Source organism: Herbaspirillum sp. (genome assembly GCF_035644555.1).
GTDB lineage: Bacteria > Pseudomonadota > Gammaproteobacteria > Burkholderiales > Burkholderiaceae_D > Herbaspirillum.
On record NZ_DASQOH010000052.1, the window covers coordinates 23,748 to 47,643 of the forward strand.

Genomic DNA, 23,896 nt, shown 5'->3' on the forward strand with positions numbered 1-23,896 from the left:
GCCCACGATGTGCGAGCCCCCTCCCAGAATGCGCCTGGCCGCATTGCCGCTGTTGCTGGCCTTTTTGCTGGCGGCCTGCCAGTCCATGGCGCCGGACTACCAGCGGCCCGTCGCGCCGGTGGCCGCGCACTACCCGCAGCAGTCTGACAGCACGCTGCCTGCCACGACGCCGCTGGACTGGAAGACCACCTTCAGCGATCCGCAACTGCAAGTCCTCATCAGCCTGGCCCTGGCCAACAACCGCGACCTGCGGGTGGCCGCCTTGCGGGTGGAAGAGGCCATGGCGCTCTATGGCATCCAGCGTGCGGACCTCTTTCCCAGCATCGGCGCGCAGGTCGGCCTGGATCGTTCGCGTACCCCGGCTGATCTCAACCTGACCGGACGACCGCTGGTCGGTAGCGCCTATCAGGCAGGGCTGGGCCTGAGCAGCTGGGAGATCGACCTGTGGGGCCGTCTGCGCAGTCTGGATGATGCGGCCCTGCACACTGCCCAGGCCAGCGAAGCCACGCGTCGCGCTGCTACCCTGAGCCTGGTCACGCAAGTGGCCGATGCGTATCTGGAACTAGGTGAGCTCGACGAGCGCCTGGCCATCGCCAGCGATACCATCGCCAGCCGTCAGGAGAGCTATCGCATCTATGCACGGCGGGTGGAGGTGGGCGCCAGTTCACGCCTGAACCTGACGCAGATCGAAACCCTGCTGACCCAGGCCCAGGCCTTGGGCGCACAACTGGAACAACTGCGCGCCCAGCGCCTGAATGCCTTGACGCTGTTGGTGGGTAGCCCGCTGGAACTGGCACCGGGACAGGCGCGCAGCGTGCTGGACACGGCCTTCCCCGCGTTGCAGCCGGGCCTGCCTTCGCTGTTGTTGACGCGTCGGCCTGACGTGCTTGCTGCCGAATACCGTCTGCAGGCGGCCAATGCCAACATCGGTGCCGCGCGGGCGGCCTTTTTCCCGTCTATTTCGCTGACCGGCCAGGTCGGCAGCGCCAGTGCCGAATTGAGCGGCCTGTTTCGCGATGGCAGCCACGCCTGGAGTTTCTCGCCCAGCATCACGCTGCCGATCTTCACGGCCGGTCGTCTGCGCAACAATCTGGCGCTGTCCGAGATCCGTCGCGATATCTCGGTGGCCAATTATGAAAAGACCGTCCAGGCTGCCTTCCGCGAGGTGGCCGATGCCCTGGCCGCCCGCCAGTGGTTGACGCGGCAACTGGCCATCGCCCAGACCGCCGTGACCGTGCAGGCCGAGCGGGCGCGCCTGTCCACACTGCGCTATGACAACGGCGCCGCGCCATTCCTGGATGTGCTCGATGCCCAGCGCGACCTGCTCAGCGCGCGCCAGCAACTGGTGCAGACCCGGCGTGCCTTGCTGTCCTCCTCCGTGGCGCTGTATGCGGCCCTGGGTGGTGATGCCAGCCAGGCCGGCGCTGCCACCCCTCTTCGTCCCGGACCCTGATCATGACGCTTTCTCCCGCCAAGAAAAACCTGCTGACCGCCGGCCTGCTGGTCGTCCTCCTTGCTGGCGGTGCCACCTATGCCTGGCAGCGCCTGCATCACAGCGGCCCCGGGGAGGGTTTCGCCAGCGGCAATGGCCGCATCGAAGCCACCGAGGTGGATGTGGCCACCAAGCTGGGGGGCAGGGTGGACGCCATCCTGGTCAACGAAGGGGATTTCGTCACGGCCGGCCAGCCGCTGGCCCAGATGCAGATCCTGTCGCTGCAGGCGCAACGTGATGAAGCCCAGGCACGCCAGCAGCAATCGCTGTCGGCCGTGGCCAGTGCCGAGGCGCAGGTGGCGGTGCGCGAGAGCGACTACCAGGCCGCGCTGGCGCAGAGTGCACAACGCGAGAGTGAACTGGACGCGGCGCGGCGCCGCCTGGCGCGCTCCGAAGTGCTGGTCAAGGAAGGGGCCTCGTCGCTGCAGGAAGTCGATGACGACCGCGCCCGGGTGCGCGGCATGCAAGCCGCCGTGACCGCTGCCCAGGCACAGGTGACGGCCGCCCGGGCCGCCGTGGTGGCGGCACGCACCCAGGTCAGCGGTGCCAGATCGACGGTGACCGCGGCCGCCGCCACGGTACAGCGCATCAAGGTCGATATCGACGACAGCACGCTCGTCGCGCCCCGTGCCGGGCGGGTGCAGTACCGTATTGCCCAGCCGGGCGAGGTATTGGGAGGTGGCGGCAAACTGCTCAACCTGGTGGACCTGAGTGACGTCTACATGACCTTCTTCGTCCCCGAGGCCGTGGCCGGCAAGCTGGCCCTGGGGGCCGAGGCCCGCATCGTGCTGGACGCCGCACCGCAGTACGTGATTCCGGCCAGGATCTCCTTCGTCGCCAGCACCGCCCAGTTCACCCCCAAGACGGTGGAGACGGCCAGCGAGCGGCAGAAGCTGATGTTCCGCGTCAAGGCGCAGATCGATCCGGCGCTGTTGCAGCAGCATCTGACGCTGGTCAAGACCGGCCTGCCGGGCGTGGCCTGGGTACGCACCGACCAGAGCCAGGCATGGCCGCCGCAGCTGGTGACCAGGGTTCCGCAATGACAGCTACCCCGGACCAGTCGTGGGTGGCACGCCTGGACGGGGTGTCGCTGCGCTATGGCAAGACGCTGGCACTGGATGCGATATCGCTGCAGATTCCGGCCGGCTGCATGGTCGGCCTGATCGGTCCGGACGGCGTCGGCAAATCCAGCCTGCTCTCGCTGGTGGCCGGCGCCCGCGCCTTGCAGCAGGGCGAGGTGAGCGTCCTGGGCGGCGACATGCGCAAGGTCGCGCATCGCAGCCAGGTCTGCCCGCGCATCGCCTACATGCCGCAAGGACTGGGCAAGAATCTCTATCCCACCCTGTCGGTGGAAGAAAACCTGCAATTCTTCGGCCGCCTGTTCGGCCAGGACGGCGCCGAGCGTCGTCGTCGCATCGACGAACTTACCCGCGGTACGGGCCTGGCCCCCTTTCTCTCGCGCCCGGCCGGCAAGCTGTCAGGAGGGATGAAGCAGAAGCTGGGCCTGTGCTGTTCACTGATCCACGATCCCGACCTGCTGATCCTGGATGAACCTACCACCGGGGTGGATCCGCTGTCACGGGCGCAGTTCTGGGACCTGATCGCACATATCCGCCAGGAGCGTGCGGGCATGAGCGTCATCGTCGCCACCGCCTACATGGAAGAGGCGGACCGCTTCGACTGGCTGGTGGCGATGGACGACGGCAAGCTGCTGGCGACTGGTACTCCGGCCGAGCTGCACGCCCGTACCGGCACGGCAGCGCTGGAAGAGGCCTTCATCAGCCTGCTGCCCGAGCAAAAGCGGCGCCAGCACCAGACGGTGCAGGTCACCCCGCTGGATGAAAGCGTCGAGGCCGGTATCGCCATCGAGGCCAAGGGCCTGACCATGCGCTTCGGTGATTTCGTGGCGGTGGATCATGTAGATTTCCGTATCCGGCGGGGCGAGATATTCGGCTTTCTCGGCTCCAACGGCTGCGGCAAGTCGACCACCATGAAGATGCTGACCGGGCTGCTGCAGGCCAGCGAGGGCCAGGCCTGGTTGTTCGGCCAGGAGGTCGATCCGCGCGATATGGCCACGCGGGCCAGGGTGGGCTATATGTCGCAGGCCTTTTCGCTGTATGGGGAATTGAGCGTGCGCCAGAACCTGGTGTTGCATGCCCGCCTGTACCGCGTGCCGGAAGCGCAGATCGACGCCCGCACCGAAGAGATGGCGACCCGCTTTGGTCTGCTGGACGTGATGGACAGCCTGCCCGAGAGCCTGCCGCTGGGCATCCGCCAACGCCTGTCACTGGCCGTGGCGATGGTCCACAAGCCGGAACTGCTGATCCTCGACGAGCCGACTTCCGGCGTGGACCCGATCGCCCGCGATCTGTTCTGGCAACTGATGATCGACCTGGCGCGCAAGGATAGGGTCACCATCTTCATCTCCACCCATTTCATGAACGAGGCCCAGCGTTGCGACCGCATCTCGCTCATGCATGCCGGCCGGGTCCTGGTGAGCGCCACGCCGGATGCGCTCATCCGCGAACGCGGTGCGGCCACGCTGGAACAGGCCTTCATCGCCTATCTGGAACAGGCGGCGGGCAAGGGGAGCGCTCCGGTTGCCGATGACCGGCCAGCGCTGCCCGCGGCGATGGAAGCGTCAACATCGCGCCCCGGCCGGTGGCGCACCAGCCTGGGCCGCGCCCTGAGCTACAGCCAGCGCGAAAGCCTGGAACTGCGGCGCGACCCGGTGCGCGCCACGCTGGCCTTGCTGGGGACGGCCATCCTGATGTTCATCATCGGCTATGGCATCAACCTCGACGTGGAAAACCTCACCTATGCCGTGCTGGACCGCGACCAGACCGGCCTGAGCCAGAACTATGCTCTGAACCTGTCGGGCTCGCGCTACTTCATCGAGAAGCCCGCCATCACCGATTACCAGGACCTGGACCGGCGCATGCGCAGCGGCGAGATTTCGCTGGCCATCGAGATTCCCTCCGGGTTTGCCCGCGACATCGGGCGCGGCAAGGCGGTCGAGGTCGGGGCCTGGGTGGATGGCGCCATGCCCACGCGCGCCGAGACCGTGCGCGGTTATGTGCAGGGCATGCATCAACTGTGGCTGGCCGACATGGCCCTGCACCGTCTGGGGCAGACCCTGGCCACGCCGGCCACCATCGAGACACGCTATCGCTACAACCCGGATGTGAAGAGCCTGCCGGCCATGGTGCCGGCCATCATCCCGCTGCTGCTGATGATGATTCCGGCCATGCTCACGGCGCTGTCGGTGGTGCGCGAGAAGGAGCTGGGCTCCATCCTCAACCTCTACGTCACGCCGGTCACCCGCACCGAATTCCTGCTGGGCAAGCAGTTGCCCTATCTGCTGCTGGGCATGCTCAACTTCGCCATGCTCACGCTGCTGGCGGTGACGGTATTCGGGGTGCCGGTCAAGGGCAGCCTGTTCACGCTGACCCTGGCGGCGCTGGTGTTCATCATCTGCTCCACCGGTTTCGGTCTGCTGGCGTCGACCTTCACCAACAGCCAGATCGCGGCGCTGTTCGTGACCATGATCGGCACCATCATTCCCTGCGTGCAGTTTGCCGGCCTGTTGAACCCGGTGTCCTCGCTGGAGGGCATGGGCGCCCTGATCGGCCAGGTCTATCCGGCCACGCATTTCCTCACCATCAGTCGCGGCGTGTTCAGCAAGGCGCTCGCCGTCGGCGACCTGGGCTCGTCCTTCTGGCCGCTGGTACTCGCCGCACCCGTGATCCTGGGGCTGTCGGTGCTGTTTCTGAAGAAGCAGGAGCGGTGAGATGCGGAACTCCTGGGCCAACATCTACCGCCTCGGCATCAAAGAACTATGGAGCCTGCTGCGTGATCCGGCCATGCTGGTGCTCATCGCCTACACCTTTACGCTGTCCATCTACGTGGCCGCCACCGCCATGCCGGAAAGCCTGCACCACGCCGCCATCGCCATCGTCGATAACGACGGCTCGCCGCTCTCGGCACGCATCGCGGCGACCTTCTATCCGCCGCACTTCAAGGTGGCGCGGCTGGTCACGGCGCAAGAGGCTGATGCCGGCCTGGATGATGGCGACTACACCTTCGTATTGGATATTCCCGCCGACTTCCAGCGTGACGTACTGGCCGGACGGGCGCCTGCGGTGCAACTGAATGTGGATGCCACCCGCATGAGCCAGGCCTTCACCGGCAACAGCTACATCCAACAGATGATCACCACCGAGGTGATGCAGTTCGTGCAACGTGCCGAAGGCGGCGCCACCGCGCCGGTGAACCTGGCCATGCGCATGCGCTTCAACCCCAATCTGGAGCAGTCCTGGTTCGGATCGCTCATGGAGATCATCAACAACGTGACCATGCTTTCCATCATCCTCACCGGCGCCGCACTGATCCGCGAGCGCGAGCACGGCACCATCGAACACCTGCTGGTAATGCCGGTGACGCCTGCCGAGATCATGCTGGCCAAGGTCTGGTCCATGGGGCTGGTGGTGGCGCTGGCGGCACTGGCCTCCTTGATGCTGATCGTGCGCGGCGCACTGCAGGTGCCGATCGAAGGTTCGGTGGCGCTATTCATGCTGGCCACCGTCATGCATCTTTTCGCCACCACCTCCATGGGCATCTTCATGGCCACGCTGGCACGTTCGATGCCGCAGTTCGGCATGCTGACCGTACTGGTGCTGTTGCCGTTGCAACTGCTCTCGGGCGGCTCCACGCCGCGCGAAAGCATGCCGCTGCTGGTGCAGGACATCATGCTGGCCGCGCCCACCACGCACTTCGTGGCGGCCGGGCAGGCCATTCTGTATCGGGGTGCCGGGCTGGAGGTGGTATGGCCGCAACTGCTGGCCATCTTCGCCATCGGTGCCTTGTTGTTCACGGCCGCGCTGGGCCGCTTCAGGAAGACCATCAGCCAGATGGCGTGATGGATATTTTCGTTCGCCCGTGCAGCGCTCGTGCGAACACCGACCTCACCGGGGAGTACCTACCATGGACCTGACCAGCCCTTCCGCCTTGATACCCGCCATCAGCATCGCGCTGCTCCTGTTCGGCTATGGCATGCGCGCCCGACGCTGGGCGCCCTATTGCATGCTGGCCGGGGCGTTCGGTTTGCTGGGGGTGTTGTTGTATCGGGTGTCGGTGGCGATTGCCTAGCAAATCGCCCCCTGCACAACATGCGCAGAGGGCGATATTTCAACAACGCCAGGCCGTGCCTCAGACTTGCGGACGCAGCCCTGTCACCTTGATCCGTGACTCCAACGCCTTGCCCTTGCGCGCCCGCTTGCCGATATGCACGCCCAGCGACGCGGCCGAGAGGGCGATTTCCTTGGCCTTGCCGACATTGCCGGTACCTTCGACCACCACGCCCTTCTGGCTGATGGCTTGTGCGCCGATCAGCTTTTCGTTTTTCTCCAGCTCCATCAGGTTCACGCCACGGCCGCCGGAAGACAGGGTCTTCATCTCGTCCAGGCCAAACACCAGCAGACGACCATTGCCCGAGACGCAGGCCACGGCGCTGGCGTCGGCAGCGACTGCGCGCGGTGCCAGGGGCAGGGCGCCTTCGTCCAGCGTGAAGAAGCTCTTGCCGCCCTTGACCCGGCCGAACATGTCGGAGGCCTTGGCGATGAAGCCGGCCGCCGCATCCGAGGCCAGCAGCAGCGTGGTGTCCGCCGGGCCGGCGAAGTAGTGCAGGATGCTGCTGCCGCTGGCCAGTTCGATCAGCGTGGTCACCGGCACGCCATCCCCGCGTGCATTGGGCAGGGCGCTCACGGCGATGGTGTAGACGCGGCCGTTGGAGCCGAAGGCCAGCAGGTTGTCCACGGTACGGCATTCGAAGGCGCCATACAGGCTGTCGCCGGCCTTGAAGGTGAATTGCGTGGCGTCGTGACCGTGGCCGGTGCGGGCGCGCACCCAGCCCTTCTGCGAGATGATCACCGTCACCGGTTCGTCGATCACCTTCTGTTCGAAGGTGGCGCGTTCGGCTTCCTCGATGATGGTGCGACGGGCGTCGCCATAGGTCTTGGCGTCGCCTTCGATTTCCTTGATGACCAGCTTCTTCATCGAGGCCGGGTTGTCCAGCAGGTCCTGCAGGGTGGTCTTCTCGCCGCGCAGCTCGGCCAGTTCCTGCTGGATCTTGATGGCTTCCAGGCGGGCCAGCTGGCGCAGACGGATTTCCAGGATGTCTTCGGCCTGGCGATCCGACAGCCTGAAGGCCTCGATCAGGGCCGGCTTGGGTTCGTCAGACTCGCGGATGATCTTGATGACCTTGTCGATGTTCAGGAGCACCGCTTCCCGGCCTTCCAGGATGTGGATGCGGTCGTTGACCTTCTGCATGCGGAATTGCGTGCGGCGGGTCACGGTCTCGAAGCGGAAGCTGATCCACTCGCCGAGGATGTCGGTCAGGTTCTTCTGGCGCGGACGGCCATCGCCGCCGATCATCACCAGGTTCAGAGAGGCACTGGTTTCCAGCGAGGTCTGGGCCAGCAAGGTGTTCATGAACTCGGTCTGGTCCTGGTTCTTGGACTTGGGTTCGAACACCAGGCGTACCGGCGCCTCGCGGCCGGACTCGTCGCGCACGGCGTCGAGCAGGCCGAGGATGGTGGCCTTCTGGGCTTGCTGCTCGGGCGTGAGCGATTTCTTGCCCAGCTTGAGCTTGGGGTTGGTCAGTTCTTCGATCTCTTCCAGTACGCGCTGCGAGGATACGCCCGGCGGCAGCTCGGTGATCACCGCCTGCCACTGGCCGCGCGCCAGGTCTTCGATCTTCCAGCGGGCGCGCACCTTGAGGCTGCCACGACCGCTCTGGTACATCTCGGCGATGGTCGAGGCCGGGGTGATGATCTGGCCGCCACCGGGGAAGTCCGGGCCGGGGACCAGTTCCATCAGTTCGGCATGGCTGATCCTGGGGTTGCGGATCATCGCCACCGCCGCCTTGGCCACTTCGGTGAGGTTGTGCGACGGGATTTCGGTGGCCATGCCCACCGCAATGCCGGAGGCACCATTCAACAGCAGGAAGGGCAGGCGCGCCGGCAGCAGGCGCGGCTCTTCGGTGGAACCGTCGTAGTTGGGCTGGAATTCCACGGTGCCCATGTCGATTTCATCGAGCAGCAGCTTGCTGATGGGCGTCAGGCGGGCTTCGGTGTAGCGCATGGCCGCCGCGCCATCGCCATCGCGCGAGCCGAAGTTGCCGTGGCCATCGATGAGCGGGTAGCGCAGCGAGAAATCCTGGGCCATGCGCACCAGCGCGTCGTAAACCGACTGGTCGCCGTGCGGGTGCAGCTTGCCCAGCACATCGCCGACCACGGCGGCCGATTTGCGCGGCTTGGCGGCGCTGTTGAGCGAGAGCTCGTTCATCGCGTAGAGGATGCGGCGCTGTACTGGCTTCTGGCCGTCGGCTACATCGGGCAGGGCGCGGCCCTTGACCACCGAGATCGCGTAATCGAGATAGGCGCGTTCGGCGAAGGTGGACAGCGTCAGCGACTCGCCATCAGGGGCGGCCGGGACTGGGTCAAACAGGGTCGGTTGATCGGTCATGGAACAGTTCTTGTTGTCGTCGTGGTGGACAGGGTTAATCGTTGGCGGTGACGGGCTCGCGTGGCGGCAGCGTCACCTTGAGACGGGCCTGGCCTGAGCTGGCGCCGGGGGCGGAGGCGGCGCTGCGCTCGCCGGCAGCCAGGCGCATTGCGCCGGGCGGGCGATACAGCTCATAGAAGCGCGATACCAGCCGCACATAGCCCTGGGTCTCGGGATAGGGGGGAATCTTGTTGCCGTATTTCTGCACCGTGCCTTCGCCGGCGTTGTAGGAAGCGATCGCCAGTTCCACATGCTGCGGGAACATGGCCATCAGGTCGCGCAGGTAGCGTGCGGCCAGGCGGATGTTGATCTTTGGATCGACCAGCTTCTGGTGCAGGCTCTTGCGGCGGTCGCCCTGCAGGCCATAGCGCTCGGCGGTATCGGGCATGATCTGCATCAGGCCGATGGCGCCCTTGCTGGAGACGGCACCGGCATTGAAACCGGATTCGGCCGTCATGACCGCCTTGAGCAGGGCCGCATCCAGGCCGAACTCCCCGGCCGCTTCGCTGAGCAGGCTGTCGTACTTGCGTGCATCGCGATGCGCGAGCATGGTGCGCACGAAGGGCGGGTCGGCCTGGGTGACGGCTTCCTTGCTGCCGGGATGGTTCAGCAGCGCGGCACTGCTGGCCATGAGCTTGTCGGGGTCCTCCAGCGTTTCGGCGTAGAAGTGTACTGCACCGTCGGCGTCAGTGTACCGGTACACGATACTGCGGGGGTGCCTGCTGCTGCCATCCTTGCCGCTCTCGGCCGGTTCCACCCGCATGTGCTGCACGCCATCGGCATCGGTGTAGCGCACCATCTGTTGCGCCCGTGCCGTCCCTGCACCCGCGCACAGCAGCACCGTCGCTCCCAGCAGGGCGGCGCGAGCGATGAGCGGCAGGCGGGGCGGGCGGCGGGTCATGTCAGATATCGGCTTCGGCTTCGTTGCCGTGCTCTTCGATCCAGGCGCGGCGGGAGGCGGCTTCGCCCTTGCCCATGAGCATGTTGAAACGTTCTTCCGAGGTCTGCACGCCCGGTTCGCCGAAGCCGATCGGCAACAGGCGGCGGGTGTCCGGGTTCATGGTGGTTTCCCACAGCTGTTCGGCATTCATCTCGCCCAGGCCTTTGAAGCGGGAAATGCTCCAGGCGCCTTCCTTCAGGCCATCCTTGCGCAGCTTGTCTTCGATGGCTTCGAGTTCGCCATCGTCCAGGGCATACAGCTTCTGCACCGGCTTCTTGCCGCGCGCGGGGGCATCCACGCGGTACAGGGGCGGGCGCGCCACGCAGATGTTGCCGTTCTCGATCAGCTTGGGGAAGTGACGGAAGAACAGCGTCAGCAGCAGCACCTGGATGTGCGAGCCATCCACGTCCGCATCCGAGAGGATGCAGATCTTGCCGTAGCGCAGGCCGGACAGATCCGGGCTGTCGTTGATGCCGTGCGGATCGACGCCGATGGCCACGGCGATGTCGTGGATTTCATTGTTGGCGAAGAGGCGGTCGCGCTCGGTCTCCCAGGCGTTCAGCACCTTGCCGCGCAGCGGCAGGATGGCCTGGAATTCCTTGTCGCGGCCCATCTTGGCCGAGCCGCCGGCGGAGTCGCCCTCGACCAGGAAGATTTCATTGCGCGACACATCCGAGGATTCGCAATCGGTCAGCTTGCCCGGCAGCACGGCCACGCCGGAAGACTTCTTCTTCTCGACCTTCTGCGCCGAGCGCAGGCGGCTCTGGGCCTGCTTGATGACCAGTTCGGCCAGCTTCTTGCCGTACTCGACGTGCTGGTTCAGCCACAGCTCCAGCGCCGGGCGCGAATAACCGGCCACCAGGCGCACGGCGTCGCGGGAGTTGAGACGTTCCTTGATCTGGCCCTGGAATTGCGGGTCCAGCACCTTGGCCGAGAGCACGAAGGAGACCCGTGCAAAGACGTCCTCGGCCAGCAGCTTGACCCCCTTGGGCAGCAGCGAATGCATCTCGGCGAAGCTCTTCACGGCCGAGAACAGGCCTTCGCGCAGGCCCGATTCATGGGTGCCGCCGTTGGAGGTGGGGATCAGGTTGACGTAGGACTCGCGCACCACGGCGCCTTCCTCGGTCCAGGCCACCACCCAGGAAGCACCTTCGCCCTCGGCGAAGCCTTCGGCATCCTTCCCGGCGAACTGCTCGCCCTCGAACAGCGGGATCAGGGTCTCACCACTGCCGCTCTGGGCCAGTTGTTCCATCAGGTAGCCGCGCAGGCCCTGGTCGTACTGCCAGCTCTGGCTGTCGCCGGTCCTGGCATTGGTGAAGGTCACCTTCACGCCCGGCAGCAGCACTGCCTTGGATCGCAACAGGCGTTGCAGCTCGCCCAGCGGGATGGTGGGCGAATCGAAATACTTGGGGTCAGGCCAGACCGTGACGCGGGTGCCGGATTTCTTGTCTTCGCGGGTGGCGGGGCGCGACTTGAGCTTTTCGATGACGTCGCCGCCGGAGAAGGCCAGGGTATGCACCCCACCTTCGCGCCAGACCGTGATTTCCAGACGCGTGGCCAGGGCATTGGTGACCGACACGCCCACGCCGTGCAGACCGCCGGAGAAGGCATAGGCGCCGCCGGAGCCCTTGTCGAACTTGCCGCCCGCGTGCAGGCGGGTGAACACGATCTCGACGGTGGGCACCTTTTCTTCCGGGTGCAGGCCGACCGGGATGCCGCGGCCGTCATCTTCCACGCTGACGCTGCCGTCGGCGTTCAGGGTGACGATGATGCTCTTGCCGTAGCCGCCCAGCGCTTCGTCGGAGGCGTTGTCGATCACTTCCTGGAGGATGTGCAGCGGGTTCTCGGTGCGGGTGTACATGCCCGGACGCTGCTTGACCGGCTCCAGTCCCTTGAGGACACGGATCGATGATTCACTGTAATCGGACGGGGAGGTTTTTTTGGTTGCCATGCAGATGAGTGGTCGTGGCTGATGCCGGAGGGTTGTTCTATCTCTGTTTGCCCAGCGCTGAAGCCCCGTCGCAGGGGCCGTCTTGCGCTGCAAAAGCGCATTCTAATGAAAATTCCAGGGATTCGGCGTCTGTGGTACGGAAATGTTCCCTTCCGGGCAGGACGAGGGCCTAACGCCGGTCAACTCCGGCCAATTGCGACCAACAAAAAGGCCCGTGCATGCACGGGCCTTATCCTTGTGGCAACTTTTCCGGCGTCAAGCGGCCAGCAGCCCTTCCACCGCCAGGGCCACGGACAGCAGGTGACGGTCCTGCCCGCCGGCGGCCGCCAGCGACAGGCCCACCGGGGCGCTGCCTGCTGCATGGCAGGGCAGGGATATCGCACAGCCGTCCATGAAGTTGATCAGCGTGGGATTGCGCAGGATCTTGCCATTGGCACCGTAATAGGCGTCGTCGCTGGCCAGCAGCTCGGCAATGCGTGGTGCGACGATGGGGACGGTGGGCATCACCAGCGCATCGTAGCCGGCCAGTTGCGCCTCGACTTCGGCGATCCAGGGCGAGCGGGCGTGCAGCACATCCAGCAGGTCGGCCGCGCTCATGTCCTTGCCGCGCAGGATGCGCGAGACCACACGCTGGTCATAGCCGGCAGCGTTCTCGGCAATCAGGGCGCGGTGCCAGGCATAGGCCTCGGCGGCGGTGAAGCCACCCTTGCTGTTGATCGCCGCCAGGCGGTTGAAGGCGGGGACTTCTTCCTCCACCACCACCGCACCGGCTTGCGTGAGCCTGGACAGGGCGCCACGGTAGGCCTTGGCGACGCTCTCGTCCATGCCGTCGAGCACGACATTGGTGGGTGCCAGCAGACGCAGGCCGCGCAGCGGATGGGCCGGCAGCGGGCGATAGGTTTCACCGGCCAGCACGGCGTCCATGATGGCGCAGCACTCCACCGAGGCCGCCAGCGGGCCGATCGAATCCAGGTAGGCCGACAGCGGCAGCACGCCCTCCATGGAGACCCGTGCCGCGGTCGGCTTGAAACCGGTCAGGCCGTTCAGTGCCGAGGGGATGCGTACCGAACCGCCGGTGTCCGAGCCCACGGCGGCGAACGCCATGCCATCGGTCACCGAGATGGCCGCGCCGGAGGACGAGCCGCCAGGAATGCGCCCGCCTTCGACACCGCGTTCCCACTGGTTTTGCGGGGTGCCGTAGTGCGGATTGATGCCCAGCCCGGAATAGGCGAACTCGGTCATGTTGGTCTTGCCGATGACGATGGCACCGGCCTTGATCAGGTTCTGCACCACCTCGGCATGGGCGCTGGCGACCGGCTTGCCGCGCAGCACTACGGACCCGGCCAGGGTGGTTTCACCGGCCACGTCGAACAGGTCCTTGACCGAGACCGGCACGCCTTCCAGCGGCGAGCGGCGCAGACCGGCGGCGCGCAGGGTGTCGGAGGCACGGGCGGCGGCGCGCGCCTGGTCGGCATAGACGCTGGTGAAGACGCGCGCGCCTTCGCCGGCCGGGTCGGCGATGCGGGCCAGGGCCTGTTCGGTCAGTTGCAGGGAAGTGATGCGGCCGGCATCGAGGTCGGCGGCCAGTTGGGAAAGTGTGCTCGGCATGATGGAAAAATGGGGTGGTCGACAGGAGCGGTGCAGCAAAAAGAGCATAAGGGCCAATCAAGCCGGCAGTATCGCATTGCTTGCCGCATCAGACAAAAATGGCCAGCAGGGCTGGCCACGGGATCAGGCGACTTCGGCCAGCGACTGCGCGACATAGTGATGGCGCAGCGCACGCTGACGGCGTGGATCGTAGAGCTCCATTGTGAAGGAGGCGGCCGGACGGATGCCGCCGATGGCGCCCACCGTGCCGCAGGTCATGCCACAGCCCTCGGGCAGTGTCGCGCTGCCGTCGGTGAAGCGGGCGATCAGGTCGGACGGGGTGCGCAGCGAGGCCAGCGGACCTTCCTGGTACAGCACGGTGGCGCCGTCCTCTTCGATCCAGGAGCGGATCACCAGCTCATCCCAGTAGTCGGCCACGTCCGACAGTTTCCAGGCGGCAGCGCCCACCGGCTTGACGCAGGCCTGCTTGGAAAAGGCCACGCTATGGGCTTCCAGCTTGCGGTCGGTATGGTCGGAGGCGATGGAAACATACAGTTCGCCACCGGCATTGAAGACGAAGGTCTCGACTTCGCCGGAGGAGGCCTCGCCCAGTACCTGCACCTGTTCAGCCTGCGACAGCTGGTTGGCCGAGACGCGGTAGAACAGTGGCACTGCGCTGGGACGGGAGATGCCCAGGGCTTCCAGTTCTTCGATGTGATGTTCGATGGCCGCCATGTCGCGGCCGGCCCAGCCGGCGATGACCAGGCTGTCGATGTCGGCCTGGAGGGTGGATTGGTCGGGGAGGGTAAAGGTCAGCTTCATGATGTCTATCCTGCAGGTGATTCAAGTGTGATTCGAGGGTGATGTGCACTGCGCTTGGGGGAGTTGCTTCAGTGGGGTGTCAGTGCTTCCTGACGAACACCACCACCAGGAAACTGGCCAGGAATTCCAGTGCTGCCACGAAGTACAGGCCCGAGGACAGCGACCCGGTGCTGGTCTTCAATGCGCCGATCATGTAGGGCGCCACGAAGCCGGCCAGGTTGCCGATGGAGTTGATCAGGGCGATGCCGCCGGCGGCCGCCGTGCCGGCCAGGAAGGCACCGGGAATCGACCAGAACACCGGGAAGGCCGCCAGGATGCCGACCGCCGCCAGCGTCAGCGAGCACAGCGCCAGGGTGGCGTTGCCCAGGCTCATGCCGGTGGCGATCAGGCCGATACAGGCGATCAGGGTGGCGATGGCGCTGTGCATGCGGCGTTCGCCGGTCTTGTCGGAGTGGAAGCCGTTCCAGATCATGGCCAGGGTGCCGGCCACGAAGGGGATGGCCGAGATCAGGCCGATCTGCAGGTTACCCTTGACGCCGATTTCCTTGATGATGGACGGTGCCCAGAAGGCGATGGTGGCGTTGCCGCTGACCACGCAGAAATACACGGCGGCGCAGATCCAGACGCGGTAGTTGCTGCAGGCGTCCTTGAAGGAGAAGTGCTTGCCCGGTGCGCTGTTTTCGGCAGCCAGTACCTGGGTGACGGCGTTCTTCTCGGCCTCGCTCAGCCACTTGGCGTTGGCCGGTTTTTCCGGCAGCCAGGCCAGCACGGCGAAGCCGGCCAGCAGGGAAGGGATGCCCTCGATGATGAACAGCCACTGCCAGTTCGCCAGGTGACCCACGCCTTCCATGCTGCTCATGATGAGGCCGGCAATGGGACCCCCGACCGCACCGGCGATGGCGAACGAGGTCATGAACAGGCCATTGACGCGGGCGCGGCGCTGGGCCGGGAACCAGTAGGTCAGGTACAGCACCACGCCGGGGAAGAAGCCGGCCTCGAAGATGCCCAGCAAAAAGCGCAGGATGTAGAAGCTGGTGGGCGTGGTGACGTAGGCCATCGCCATCGAGGCCAGGCCCCAGAGGATGGTGATGCGGGCCAGGGTCTTGCGGGCGCCGATCTTTTCCAGCAACAGGTTGCTGGGGACTTCGAAGAGGAAGTAGCCGATGAAGAAGATGCCTGCCCCCAGGCCGTAGACGGCTTCCGAGAACTGCAGGTCCTGCAGCATCTGCAGCTTGGCGAAGCCGACGTTGACGCGGTCGATCCAGGCCAGCACGAACAGGAAGACCAGGAACGGGATCAGGCGCCAGGCGATCTTGCGATAGGTGACATCCATGCTGGATGGCGCGCCTGCAGATGCCGCCGCTGTGGCGGCGGCGGATGGGGAATAAGACATGAAAACCTCCTCAAGTGGTGCCGGCGTCCGCGTGGCGGCGCCGTGCTGTGTTCGGCATGGGGTGGACTGGGTGCAAGGATGGCAAGCAGGACCGGCCATGCTGTTGTTGTAGCCCGAAGGCAGCGGTCTTAAATCAGTATGGGGATGTGGTGCGGGCGCTGTCCAACAAGAAAATCTGAACGGCCTTGATTGAAAAATCTTATGAGCAAAAGCGGGGCGGCGGTTGCTTCAGGATGGTGCTGCGCCGCATGCGGCGGTTGTGGATGCGCAGCCAGCAGCGGCGCGGCATTGCGCCCGGCTCAGCTGAGCGGCGCCGGCAGGCGGGCGATCTCGTGGCCCCAATTGAGTGCGAAGTCGGACGCGGTTTCCTGGGCGATGCGGGCCACGGTTTCGGTCAAGGGATTCTCATGGTCCGAGCGGAAGCAGGCGATCAGCGCCAGGGCCGGGAACTCGGTATCGACCCGCAGCAGGTGCAGGCTTTCCTCGTTGAGCTCGCGCTGGATGATGGCCGGCGGCACGGCGGTGATGCCGAAGCCGTCGGTGGCCAGCCGGATCATGGTCGCCACCGAGGCGATGCAATTGATGTGCAGCGTGCGCTCGCTGCGTTCGCTGCCCGAGAACAAGCGCTCGATCACCGCATGCGGTCCGGAGTTGCGGGCGAAGCTGATGATCGGGAAGGCTGCCAGGTCGGCCAGCGACAGGGTCTCGCTGCCGATGTCGAGCTTGGGACTGCCGACCCAGCGCATGGGAAATTCGCACAGCGCGATATTGCTGACCTGCTGGCCGATCACCGGTTCGGCCTGCAGCACCAGGTCCAGGTTGCTCTTGCTGAACTGTTCGTGCAGGTGGATGGTGGTATCGCTGACGATCTCGATCTGCAGGCGCGGGAAGGTCTTGTGCAGCCGCCCCAGGAAATCCGGGAACCAGCTGTGGACGATGGATTCGATCACGCCGATGCGGATCACGCCGGCATAGACCTCGCGGTCGGACATGTCGTCCTTCATCTCGCGCATGAGCTTGACCATGCGTTCCGCGTACACCAGCGCCTTGCTGCCGTCGGCGGTGAGTGCCACCTCGCGCGCGCTGCGGTCGAACAGGCGCACGCCGAAGTCCTGTTCGAGCGAGGCGATGCGGCTGGAGACGGCAGCCTGGGTGGTGTGCAGGCGCTCGGCGGTGAGCCGGAAATTGCGCAGCCGGGCCAGCCATACAAAAGTTTCGAGAAAGCGGATATTCATGGCAAGCAGGACGAGGTGAAGGAGCGTATTTTATCGCCAGGTGATGTCGACTCCGCTTGTCATTTTTGGTGCGGTGCGCAATAAAATCGCTCTGAACGGCGCACATCTGGTGCATTTCGCAAGACAACTCGCTTGCTTCTGGTGCGTTATAACGATATTCGAAATTTGAAAGTATTTTTTCTTTACTCCGAATGTAAATGAAAATATATTTACATTTTTTCAGGGCGGGCCTGGTCGCGATGACAAGTCCTGCGCCAGGATAACAATGGGTGAGAGCCTGCCAGGGAAACCGGGTAAATCGAATAAACGATTTAGATCGTTTGCCGAGGCGGGTCGTTCGAATGAAGACGGGGTAGCGACGGTGACACAACAGCCGAAGAACATCAGCTTGCAGGGCGCCGGCGCGGTCGCGCAGGCCCTGGGCAAGCTGTATCCGCAGCTGTCCAAGTCGCACCGCAAGACCGCCGACTATGTGCTGGGCAACCCCTTTCGTGCCGCGACCATGACCATTGACGAGCTGTCGGAGGCGGCCGGCATCTCGGTAGCCACCGCCAACCGCTTTGCCCATGCGCTGGGCTTCGATGGCTATGCATCCTTCCGCGCGGCCCTGGTGGCGGACTTCGCCACCACGCTGGCGCCGGTGGAAAAGCTGCGCGACGAAGTGCAACGCGCCGCCACCAGCGCCGAGATCATGGCTGCTGCCTTCGATAGCGACATCCATAACATCGAGGCCACCCGCCGCATGCTCACGCCCGAGCATTGTGAACAGGCAGTGGACATGATTCTTGCCGCCGAACGCATCTTCATCACCGGCTTCGGTGCCTCGGCCTATCTGGCCGGCCTGATGGCGCATGCGCTGGAGCCCTATGTGCGCACCGTGTCCTCGGTGGCGCTGGCCGGTGGTCCTTCGCAGGCGGGCCGGCAATTCTTCAAGCTCGATAGCCGTGACCTGGTGATCCCGATGGTGTTTCCGCGCTATGCCGCCGATACCGTCTGGCTGACCCAGCGTGCAGTGGAGAAGGGCGCCCGTATCCTGGCCATCACCGATACTCCCGGCTCGCCGCTGGTGCCGCTGGCCGATGTCACGATCTATGCCCAGACCGATCGCAAGCTGTCTCCCACGTCCGATGCGGCCGCGCTGATTCTGATCCAGGCCCTGTGCGATGCGGTGGCGCATCGCGCCCGGCGCTCGGTGCAGGCTGCTTCGCAAATGACCGAATTCGTTCTGCCCTGGCTGTACTTGCCGCAGCAGCACCATCGCCCGGCCATGACGCCGGTCGCCAAGCCGGCCCGGGCCGCTCTCAATAAAGGAAAGACCAAAGCATGACCACTCCGGTAATTGCCATCCATGGTGGCGCAGGCACCATCACGCGCGCCTCGCTGAGCGCCGAGGACGAAGCCCGATATCACCAGGCGCTGGCTGACATCGTGGCCGCCGGCCAGGCCGTATTGAATGCCGGTGGCTCGGCGCTGGAAGCGGTGACCGAAGCAGTGCGCCTGCTGGAAGACTGTCCGCTGTTCAATGCCGGCCATGGCGCCGTCTATACCAGCGAAGGCCGGCATGAGCTGGATGCCTGCGTGATGAATGGCGCCGACCTGGCCTCCGGTGCGGTGGCCTGTGTCACCAATCTGCGCAACCCGGTGCTGGCTGCCCGCGCCGTGATGGAAAAGAGCGAACACGTGCTGCTGGTCGGCTCCGCTGCCGAAGCCTTTGCCGCTCGTAACGGCGTGGCCACGGTGACGCCCGACTATTTCCATACCGACGCCCGCCACGAGCAATGGCTGCGCGTGCGCGGTCAGTCGCGGGCCATGCTGGACCATGATGCCTCCTCCTTCGCCTTTGCCGAAAAGACCGCCGAGCCCATCGACCCCATCGACCCCGACCACAAGTTCGGCACCGTCGGCGCGGTGGCGCTGGACCAGTTCGGCAACCTGGCCGCGGCTACCTCGACCGGTGGCATCACCAACAAGCAGCCTGGCCGGGTGGGTGATTCACCCATCATCGGCGCCGGCTGCTACGCCAACAATGCCACCGTCGCGGTTTCCGCCACCGGCACCGGCGAGGCCTTCATGCGCACCGTGGCCTGTTACGACATCGGCGCGCGCATGGCCTATGCCGGCCAGTCGCTGGAAGAAGCCAGCCGCGCCGTGGTGTTCGATACCCTGCCCAAGGTCGGCGGACGCGGTGGCGTGATCGCCATCGATGCCCAGGGCAACCTGGCCCTGCCGTTCAATACCGAAGGCATGTACCGCGCCTATGGCTGCGGCGAGCTGGCGCCGGTCACCGAAATTTACGCAGCACCGGCCTGAGTCGGCCGAGCAGGAGAGAATCAAGATGCAACAGTCACAACGCGTGCTCGATGTCAGCCACCTCAACGTCCGCTTCGCCACCTCCGAGCGGACGGTGGACGCGGTGCGCGACCTGTCCTTCCATGTCGATCAGGGCGAGACCCTGGCCATCGTGGGCGAATCGGGTTCGGGCAAGTCGGTGTCCTCGCTGGCGATCATGCGCCTGATCGAGCACGGCGGCGGCAAGATCGTCGGCGGCAGCATGCAGTTCCTGCGCCGCAGCGGCCAGACACTTGATCTGACCCAGGCCGACAATGCCACCATGCGCGGCATCCGGGGCGCCGAGATCGCCATGATCTTCCAGGAACCGATGACCTCGCTGAACCCGGTCTTCACCGTCGGTGAACAGATCGCCGAATCGATCCGGCTGCACCAGGGCATGAGCCGCGCCGCCGCCCAGGCCGAGGCGCTGCGCATGCTGGAGATGGTGCGTATTCCCGAGGCACGGCGCGTGCTGGGCCGCCATCCGCACCAGTTGTCGGGCGGCATGCGGCAACGCGTGATGATCGCCATGGCCTTGTCCTGCAAGCCGTCACTGTTGATCGCCGATGAACCGACCACGGCCCTGGACGTGACCATCCAGGCGCAGATCCTGCAACTGATCCGCTCCCTGCAGGAAGAGATGCACATGGGCGTGATCTTCATCACCCACGACATGGGTGTGGTGGCCGAAGTGGCCGACCGCGTGGTGGTCATGTGCCGTGGCGAAAAGGTGGAAGAAAACGCCGTCGAGCCGCTCTTCGCCGCACCCAGCCATCCCTATACCCGCTCCCTGCTGGCCGCCGTGCCGCGCCTGGGCTCCATGCGCGGTACCGATATGCCGCTGCGCTTCGGCATTGCGCCGCAAGCCGAGGTGCGCCCCGACCTGATCGCCAGCGAGCTGCAGACCCAGCAGGAGATCGCCGCCCAGCGCCAGCCCATCCTCAAGGTACGCGACCTGACCACCCGCTTCGATGTGAAGAGCGGCATCTTCGGTCGCGTCAAACAGCGCGTACATGCGGTGGAAAAGGTCAGCTTCGACCTGTTTGCCGGCGAGACCCTGGCCATCGTCGGTGAATCCGGCTGTGGCAAGTCCACCACCGGTCGCTCCCTGTTGCGCCTGGTCGATATCGCCGGTGGTCGCGTCGAATTCGGCGGCCGCGACCTGGCGCAATTGCCGCGCACCGAGCTGCGCCAGTTGCGGCGCGATATCCAGTTTATCTTCCAGGACCCGTTCGCCTCCCTCGATCCGCGCATGACGGTCGGTTACTCCATCATGGAGCCGATGCTGGTGCACGGCATGAAGGAGGGCGCCCAGGAACGCGTGGATGCACTGCTGACCCGCGTGGGTCTCACGCCCGAACATGGGCAGCGCTATCCGCATGAATTTTCCGGCGGCCAGCGCCAGCGCATCTGCATCGCCCGCGCCCTGGCCCTGAACCCCAAGATCGTCATCGCCGACGAATCGGTGTCGGCGCTGGACGTGTCGATCCAGGCCCAGATCGTCAACCTGATGCTGGACCTCCAGGCCGAGCTGGGGATTTCCTTCATCTTCATCTCGCACGACATGGCCGTGGTGGAACGCATCAGCCACCGGGTGGCGGTGATGTACCTGGGCCAGATCGTGGAGATCGGCCCGCGTCGCGCGATCTTCGAGAATCCGCAGCATCCCTACACCCGCAAGCTGATGGCGGCCGTGCCGGTGGCCGATCCGACCTTGCGCCAGCCGGGCAAGAAGCTGCTGACCGATGAAATTCCCAGCCCGATCCGGCTGGTGGGCGATGAGCCCAAGGTGGAGCCGCTGAAGGAAGTGGCCCCCGGGCACTTTGTGGCCCAACACCGTATTGCCGGCGCTTTCTGAGCGACGGCCTGTTTTCATGTTGTAAAAAACGCAGTCAGCGCAGTAAAACCCACTACGTCGTACCAACCTCGCTTTACTGATCAGGAGAGACCACATGTCTACAACAGCAACTCAAAAGGGAGTGTCGGCTGCCAAATGGCTGGCTGTCGCCGCCCTGGGTACCACGCTGCAGTTCGCCGCAGCGCACGCCTTCGCGGCCAAGACCGTGACGCTGGCGGTGTATTCCACCTTCACCACGCTGGACCCCTATGACGCCAACGACACCCTGTCGCTGTCCATGGCCAAGTCCTTCTACCAGGGCCTGTTCGGTTTCGACAAGGACATGAAGCTCATTCCGGTGCTGGCCGAAGGCTACCTGGTGAGCAAGGACGGTCTGGAATACACCATCCGCCTCAAGCAGGGCGTGAAGTTCCAGGACGGTACCGTGTTCAAGGCCGATGCCGTGAAGGCCGTGTTCGACCGTGTCACCAACCCGGACAACAAGTTGAAGCGCTACAACCTCTTCAACCGCATCGCCAAGACCGAAATCCTGAACGACTACACCGTCAAGATCGTGCTCAAGGAGCCGTTCTCGGCCTTCATCAACGTGCTGGCCCACCCGTCGGCAGTGATGATTTCGCCGGCTGCGCTGAAGCAGTACGGCAACAAGGACATCGCCTTCCACCCGGTCGGCACCGGCCCCTTCAAGTTCGTCGAATGGAAGCAGACCGACTACGTCAAGGTCGAGAAATTCGATGGCTACTGGAAGCCGGGCTACCCCAAGGTCGACGAGATCATCTGGAAGCCGGTGGTCGACAACAACGCCCGCTCGGCCATGATGCAGACCGGCGAGGCGCAATTCACCTATCCGCTGCCCTACGAGCAGGCCGATCTGTTGAAGAGCAAGTCCAACCTGGATGTGGTGGCCGCACCGTCCATCATCCAGCGTTACATGTCGATGAATACCAAGCAGAAGCCCTTCGACAATCCGAAGGTGCGCGAAGCCATCAACTACGCCATCAACAAGCAGGCGCTGGTGAAGGTGGCCTTCAACGGCTATGCCTCGCCGATGGAAGGCGTGGTACCGCAGGGCGTGGACTACGCCTTCAAGACCGGCCCCTGGCCCTATGACGTGAAGAAGGCCAAGGCCCTGCTGGCCGAAGCCGGTTATCCGAATGGTTTCGAGACCGAACTGTGGTCGGCCTACACGCACAGCACGGCACTGAAGATCATCCAGTTCCTGCAGCAGCAACTGGCGCAGGTCGGCATCAAGGCCAAGATCCAGGCCCTGGAGTCCGGTCAGCGCGTGGAACGCGTGGAAAGCTGGCAAGATCCGGCCACCGCGCCGGTGCGTCTGCTCTACATCGGCTGGTCCTCCTCCACCGGTGAAGCCGACTGGGCACTGCGTCCGCTGCTGGCTTCCGAAGCCATGCCGCCGCGCCTGTACAACACCGCCTACTACAAGAACGACAAGGTCGACGCCGACATCGCCAAGGCTCTGACCCTGACCGATCGCAAGGAAAAGGAAGCCCTGTACAAGGATGCCCAGCAGGAAATCTGGAAGGATGCACCGTGGGCCTTCCTGGTGACCGAAAAGCTGCTGTACGCGCGTAACAAGAACCTCAAGGGCGTCTATGTGATGCCTGACCAGGCTATCGAGTTCGAGAACATCGAACTGACGAAGTAAGCAGGCAGCACCAGGCCGGCGGCGCATCAGGAGCGCGCCGCCGGCTTGCATTCTTCGATGGACCCCTGGTCCATCGCGCAACAAGAAGGGTCCGATCCATCGGCGACGAGCGGCCTTATTCAGAGAGCATCATGTTTTCCTTTGTCATCAAACGCCTGTTAGGCCTGATTCCCACACTGCTGCTGGTGGCGGTCCTGGTATTCCTGTTCGTGCACTTGTTGCCGGGCGATCCGGCGCGCCTGGCGGCCGGTCCCGAAGCCGACGACAAGACGGTCGCGCTGGTGCGCGCCGACCTCGGCCTGGACAAGCCCCTGCCCGAGCAGTTCGTGAACTTCTTCGTCAATGCCGCCAAGGGCGACTTCGGCACCTCCATCCGCAGCAAGCGCCCGGTATCCGAAGAGATCGGCTCGCGCTTCTGGCCGACGCTGTGGCTGACCATCGTGGCCATGATCTGGGCCGTGATCTTCGGTCTGATCATCGGTATTTCATCGGCGGTGTGGCGCAACAAGTGGCCGGATCGTCTGGGCATGACGCTGGCGGTGTCCGGCATTTCCTTCCCGGCCTTTTCGCTGGGCATCCTGCTGATGCAGGTGTTTTCGGTCAAACTGGGGTGGTTGCCCACGGTGGGCGACGACACCTGGCGCCACTACATCCTGCCCTCGATCACGCTCGGCGCGGCGGTGGCGGCGGTGATGGCGCGTTTCACCCGCTCCTCCTTCATCGAGATCCTGCAGGAAGACTTCGTCCGTACTGCCCGCGCCAAGGGCCTGACCGAGACGGTAGTGGTCATCAAGCACTGCCTGCGCAATGCCCTCATTCCTGTGGTAACCATGATGGGCCTGCAGTTCGGCTTCCTGTTGGGTGGCTCGATCCTGGTCGAGGTGGTCTTCAACTGGCCGGGTATGGGACGCCTGCTGGTGGACGCGGTCGAAATGCGTGACTACCCCATCATCCAGGCCGAGATCCTGCTGTTCTCGCTGGAATTCATTTTCATCAACCTGGTGGTGGACGTGCTGTATGCCGTGATCAACCCCAGCATCCGTTTCAAGTGAGGGGAA

Annotated in this window: 17 protein-coding genes; 10 read left to right on the plus strand and 7 right to left on the minus strand. The window is 64.7% G+C overall.

What is annotated here, in order from left to right:
- Positions 1-7 precede the first annotated feature (7 nt).
- The 5 genes from VE092_RS13915 to VE092_RS13935 all read left to right on the plus strand — a co-directional run bounded on the left by VE092_RS13915 (position 8) and on the right by VE092_RS13935 (position 6,640).
- Positions 8-1,453: an efflux transporter outer membrane subunit gene (locus VE092_RS13915; RefSeq protein ID WP_324877664.1), complete on the plus strand. Its 1,446-nt coding sequence runs from the start codon at positions 8-10 to the stop codon at positions 1,451-1,453.
- 2 nt (positions 1,454-1,455) lie between these two features.
- Entirely contained in the window at positions 1,456-2,535 is a 1,080-nt protein-coding gene (locus tag VE092_RS13920; RefSeq protein WP_324877666.1) for an HlyD family secretion protein, read from the plus strand.
- Positions 2,532-5,282, plus strand: coding sequence for a ribosome-associated ATPase/putative transporter RbbA (gene rbbA, locus VE092_RS13925; protein WP_324877668.1), 2,751 nt, complete (start codon positions 2,532-2,534; stop codon positions 5,280-5,282). Before VE092_RS13920 ends, rbbA begins: the two co-directional genes overlap by 4 nt.
- A 1-nt stretch (position 5,283) precedes the next feature.
- Positions 5,284-6,411: an ABC transporter permease gene (locus VE092_RS13930; RefSeq protein ID WP_324877670.1), complete on the plus strand. Its 1,128-nt coding sequence runs from the start codon at positions 5,284-5,286 to the stop codon at positions 6,409-6,411.
- 64 nt (positions 6,412-6,475) lie between these two features.
- Positions 6,476-6,640 carry a hypothetical protein gene (locus tag VE092_RS13935; protein WP_158243315.1) on the plus strand — a complete coding sequence of 55 codons (165 nt, stop codon included), beginning with the start codon at positions 6,476-6,478 and terminating at the stop codon, positions 6,638-6,640.
- Positions 6,641-6,700: 60 nt separating this feature from the next.
- Here the strand turns inward: VE092_RS13935 and parC are convergent, their stop codons facing one another.
- From parC to VE092_RS13970, 7 genes are all read right to left on the minus strand, one after another.
- Entirely contained in the window at positions 6,701-9,016 is a 2,316-nt protein-coding gene (parC, locus tag VE092_RS13940; RefSeq protein ID WP_324877673.1) for a DNA topoisomerase IV subunit A, read from the minus strand.
- Between the two features lie 34 nt (positions 9,017-9,050).
- Entirely contained in the window at positions 9,051-9,956 is a 906-nt protein-coding gene (locus VE092_RS13945) for a lytic transglycosylase domain-containing protein (protein WP_324877675.1), read from the minus strand.
- A gap of 1 nt (position 9,957) precedes the next feature.
- Positions 9,958-11,946 (minus strand): DNA topoisomerase IV subunit B, encoded by a 1,989-nt coding sequence (locus VE092_RS13950; protein ID WP_324877677.1) that lies wholly within the window; start codon positions 11,944-11,946, stop codon positions 9,958-9,960.
- 255 nt (positions 11,947-12,201) lie between these two features.
- Positions 12,202-13,554, minus strand: a complete 1,353-nt coding sequence (locus VE092_RS13955; protein ID WP_324877679.1) for an amidase — start codon at positions 13,552-13,554, stop codon at positions 12,202-12,204.
- 123 nt (positions 13,555-13,677) lie between these two features.
- Positions 13,678-14,355, minus strand: coding sequence for a DUF2848 domain-containing protein (locus VE092_RS13960; protein WP_324877681.1), 678 nt, complete (start codon positions 14,353-14,355; stop codon positions 13,678-13,680).
- A gap of 79 nt (positions 14,356-14,434) precedes the next feature.
- Positions 14,435-15,748 (minus strand): MFS transporter, encoded by a 1,314-nt coding sequence (locus VE092_RS13965; RefSeq protein ID WP_039876979.1) that lies wholly within the window; start codon positions 15,746-15,748, stop codon positions 14,435-14,437.
- Positions 15,749-16,047: 299 nt separating this feature from the next.
- Positions 16,048-16,983, minus strand: a complete 936-nt coding sequence (locus tag VE092_RS13970) for a LysR family transcriptional regulator (RefSeq protein WP_324877685.1) — start codon at positions 16,981-16,983, stop codon at positions 16,048-16,050.
- A gap of 361 nt (positions 16,984-17,344) precedes the next feature.
- Between VE092_RS13970 and VE092_RS13975 the strand changes: the two genes are divergently transcribed.
- The 5 genes from VE092_RS13975 to gsiC all read left to right on the plus strand — a co-directional run bounded on the left by VE092_RS13975 (position 17,345) and on the right by gsiC (position 23,890).
- Entirely contained in the window at positions 17,345-18,310 is a 966-nt protein-coding gene (locus tag VE092_RS13975) for a MurR/RpiR family transcriptional regulator (RefSeq protein ID WP_324877687.1), read from the plus strand.
- The gene (locus VE092_RS13980) at positions 18,307-19,293 is read left to right on the plus strand and encodes an isoaspartyl peptidase/L-asparaginase (RefSeq protein ID WP_324877689.1); all 987 of its coding nucleotides are present in this window, start codon (positions 18,307-18,309) and stop codon (positions 19,291-19,293) included. The genes VE092_RS13975 and VE092_RS13980 overlap by 4 nt, the downstream gene beginning before the upstream one ends.
- A 25-nt stretch (positions 19,294-19,318) precedes the next feature.
- Entirely contained in the window at positions 19,319-21,172 is a 1,854-nt protein-coding gene (locus VE092_RS13985) for a dipeptide ABC transporter ATP-binding protein (RefSeq protein WP_324877691.1), read from the plus strand.
- A gap of 94 nt (positions 21,173-21,266) precedes the next feature.
- Positions 21,267-22,838, plus strand: a complete 1,572-nt coding sequence (gsiB, locus tag VE092_RS13990; RefSeq protein WP_324877693.1) for a glutathione ABC transporter substrate-binding protein GsiB — start codon at positions 21,267-21,269, stop codon at positions 22,836-22,838.
- Between the two features lie 131 nt (positions 22,839-22,969).
- Positions 22,970-23,890 carry a glutathione ABC transporter permease GsiC gene (gene gsiC / locus VE092_RS13995; RefSeq protein ID WP_324877695.1) on the plus strand — a complete coding sequence of 307 codons (921 nt, stop codon included), beginning with the start codon at positions 22,970-22,972 and terminating at the stop codon, positions 23,888-23,890.
- Positions 23,891-23,896 lie beyond the last annotated feature (6 nt).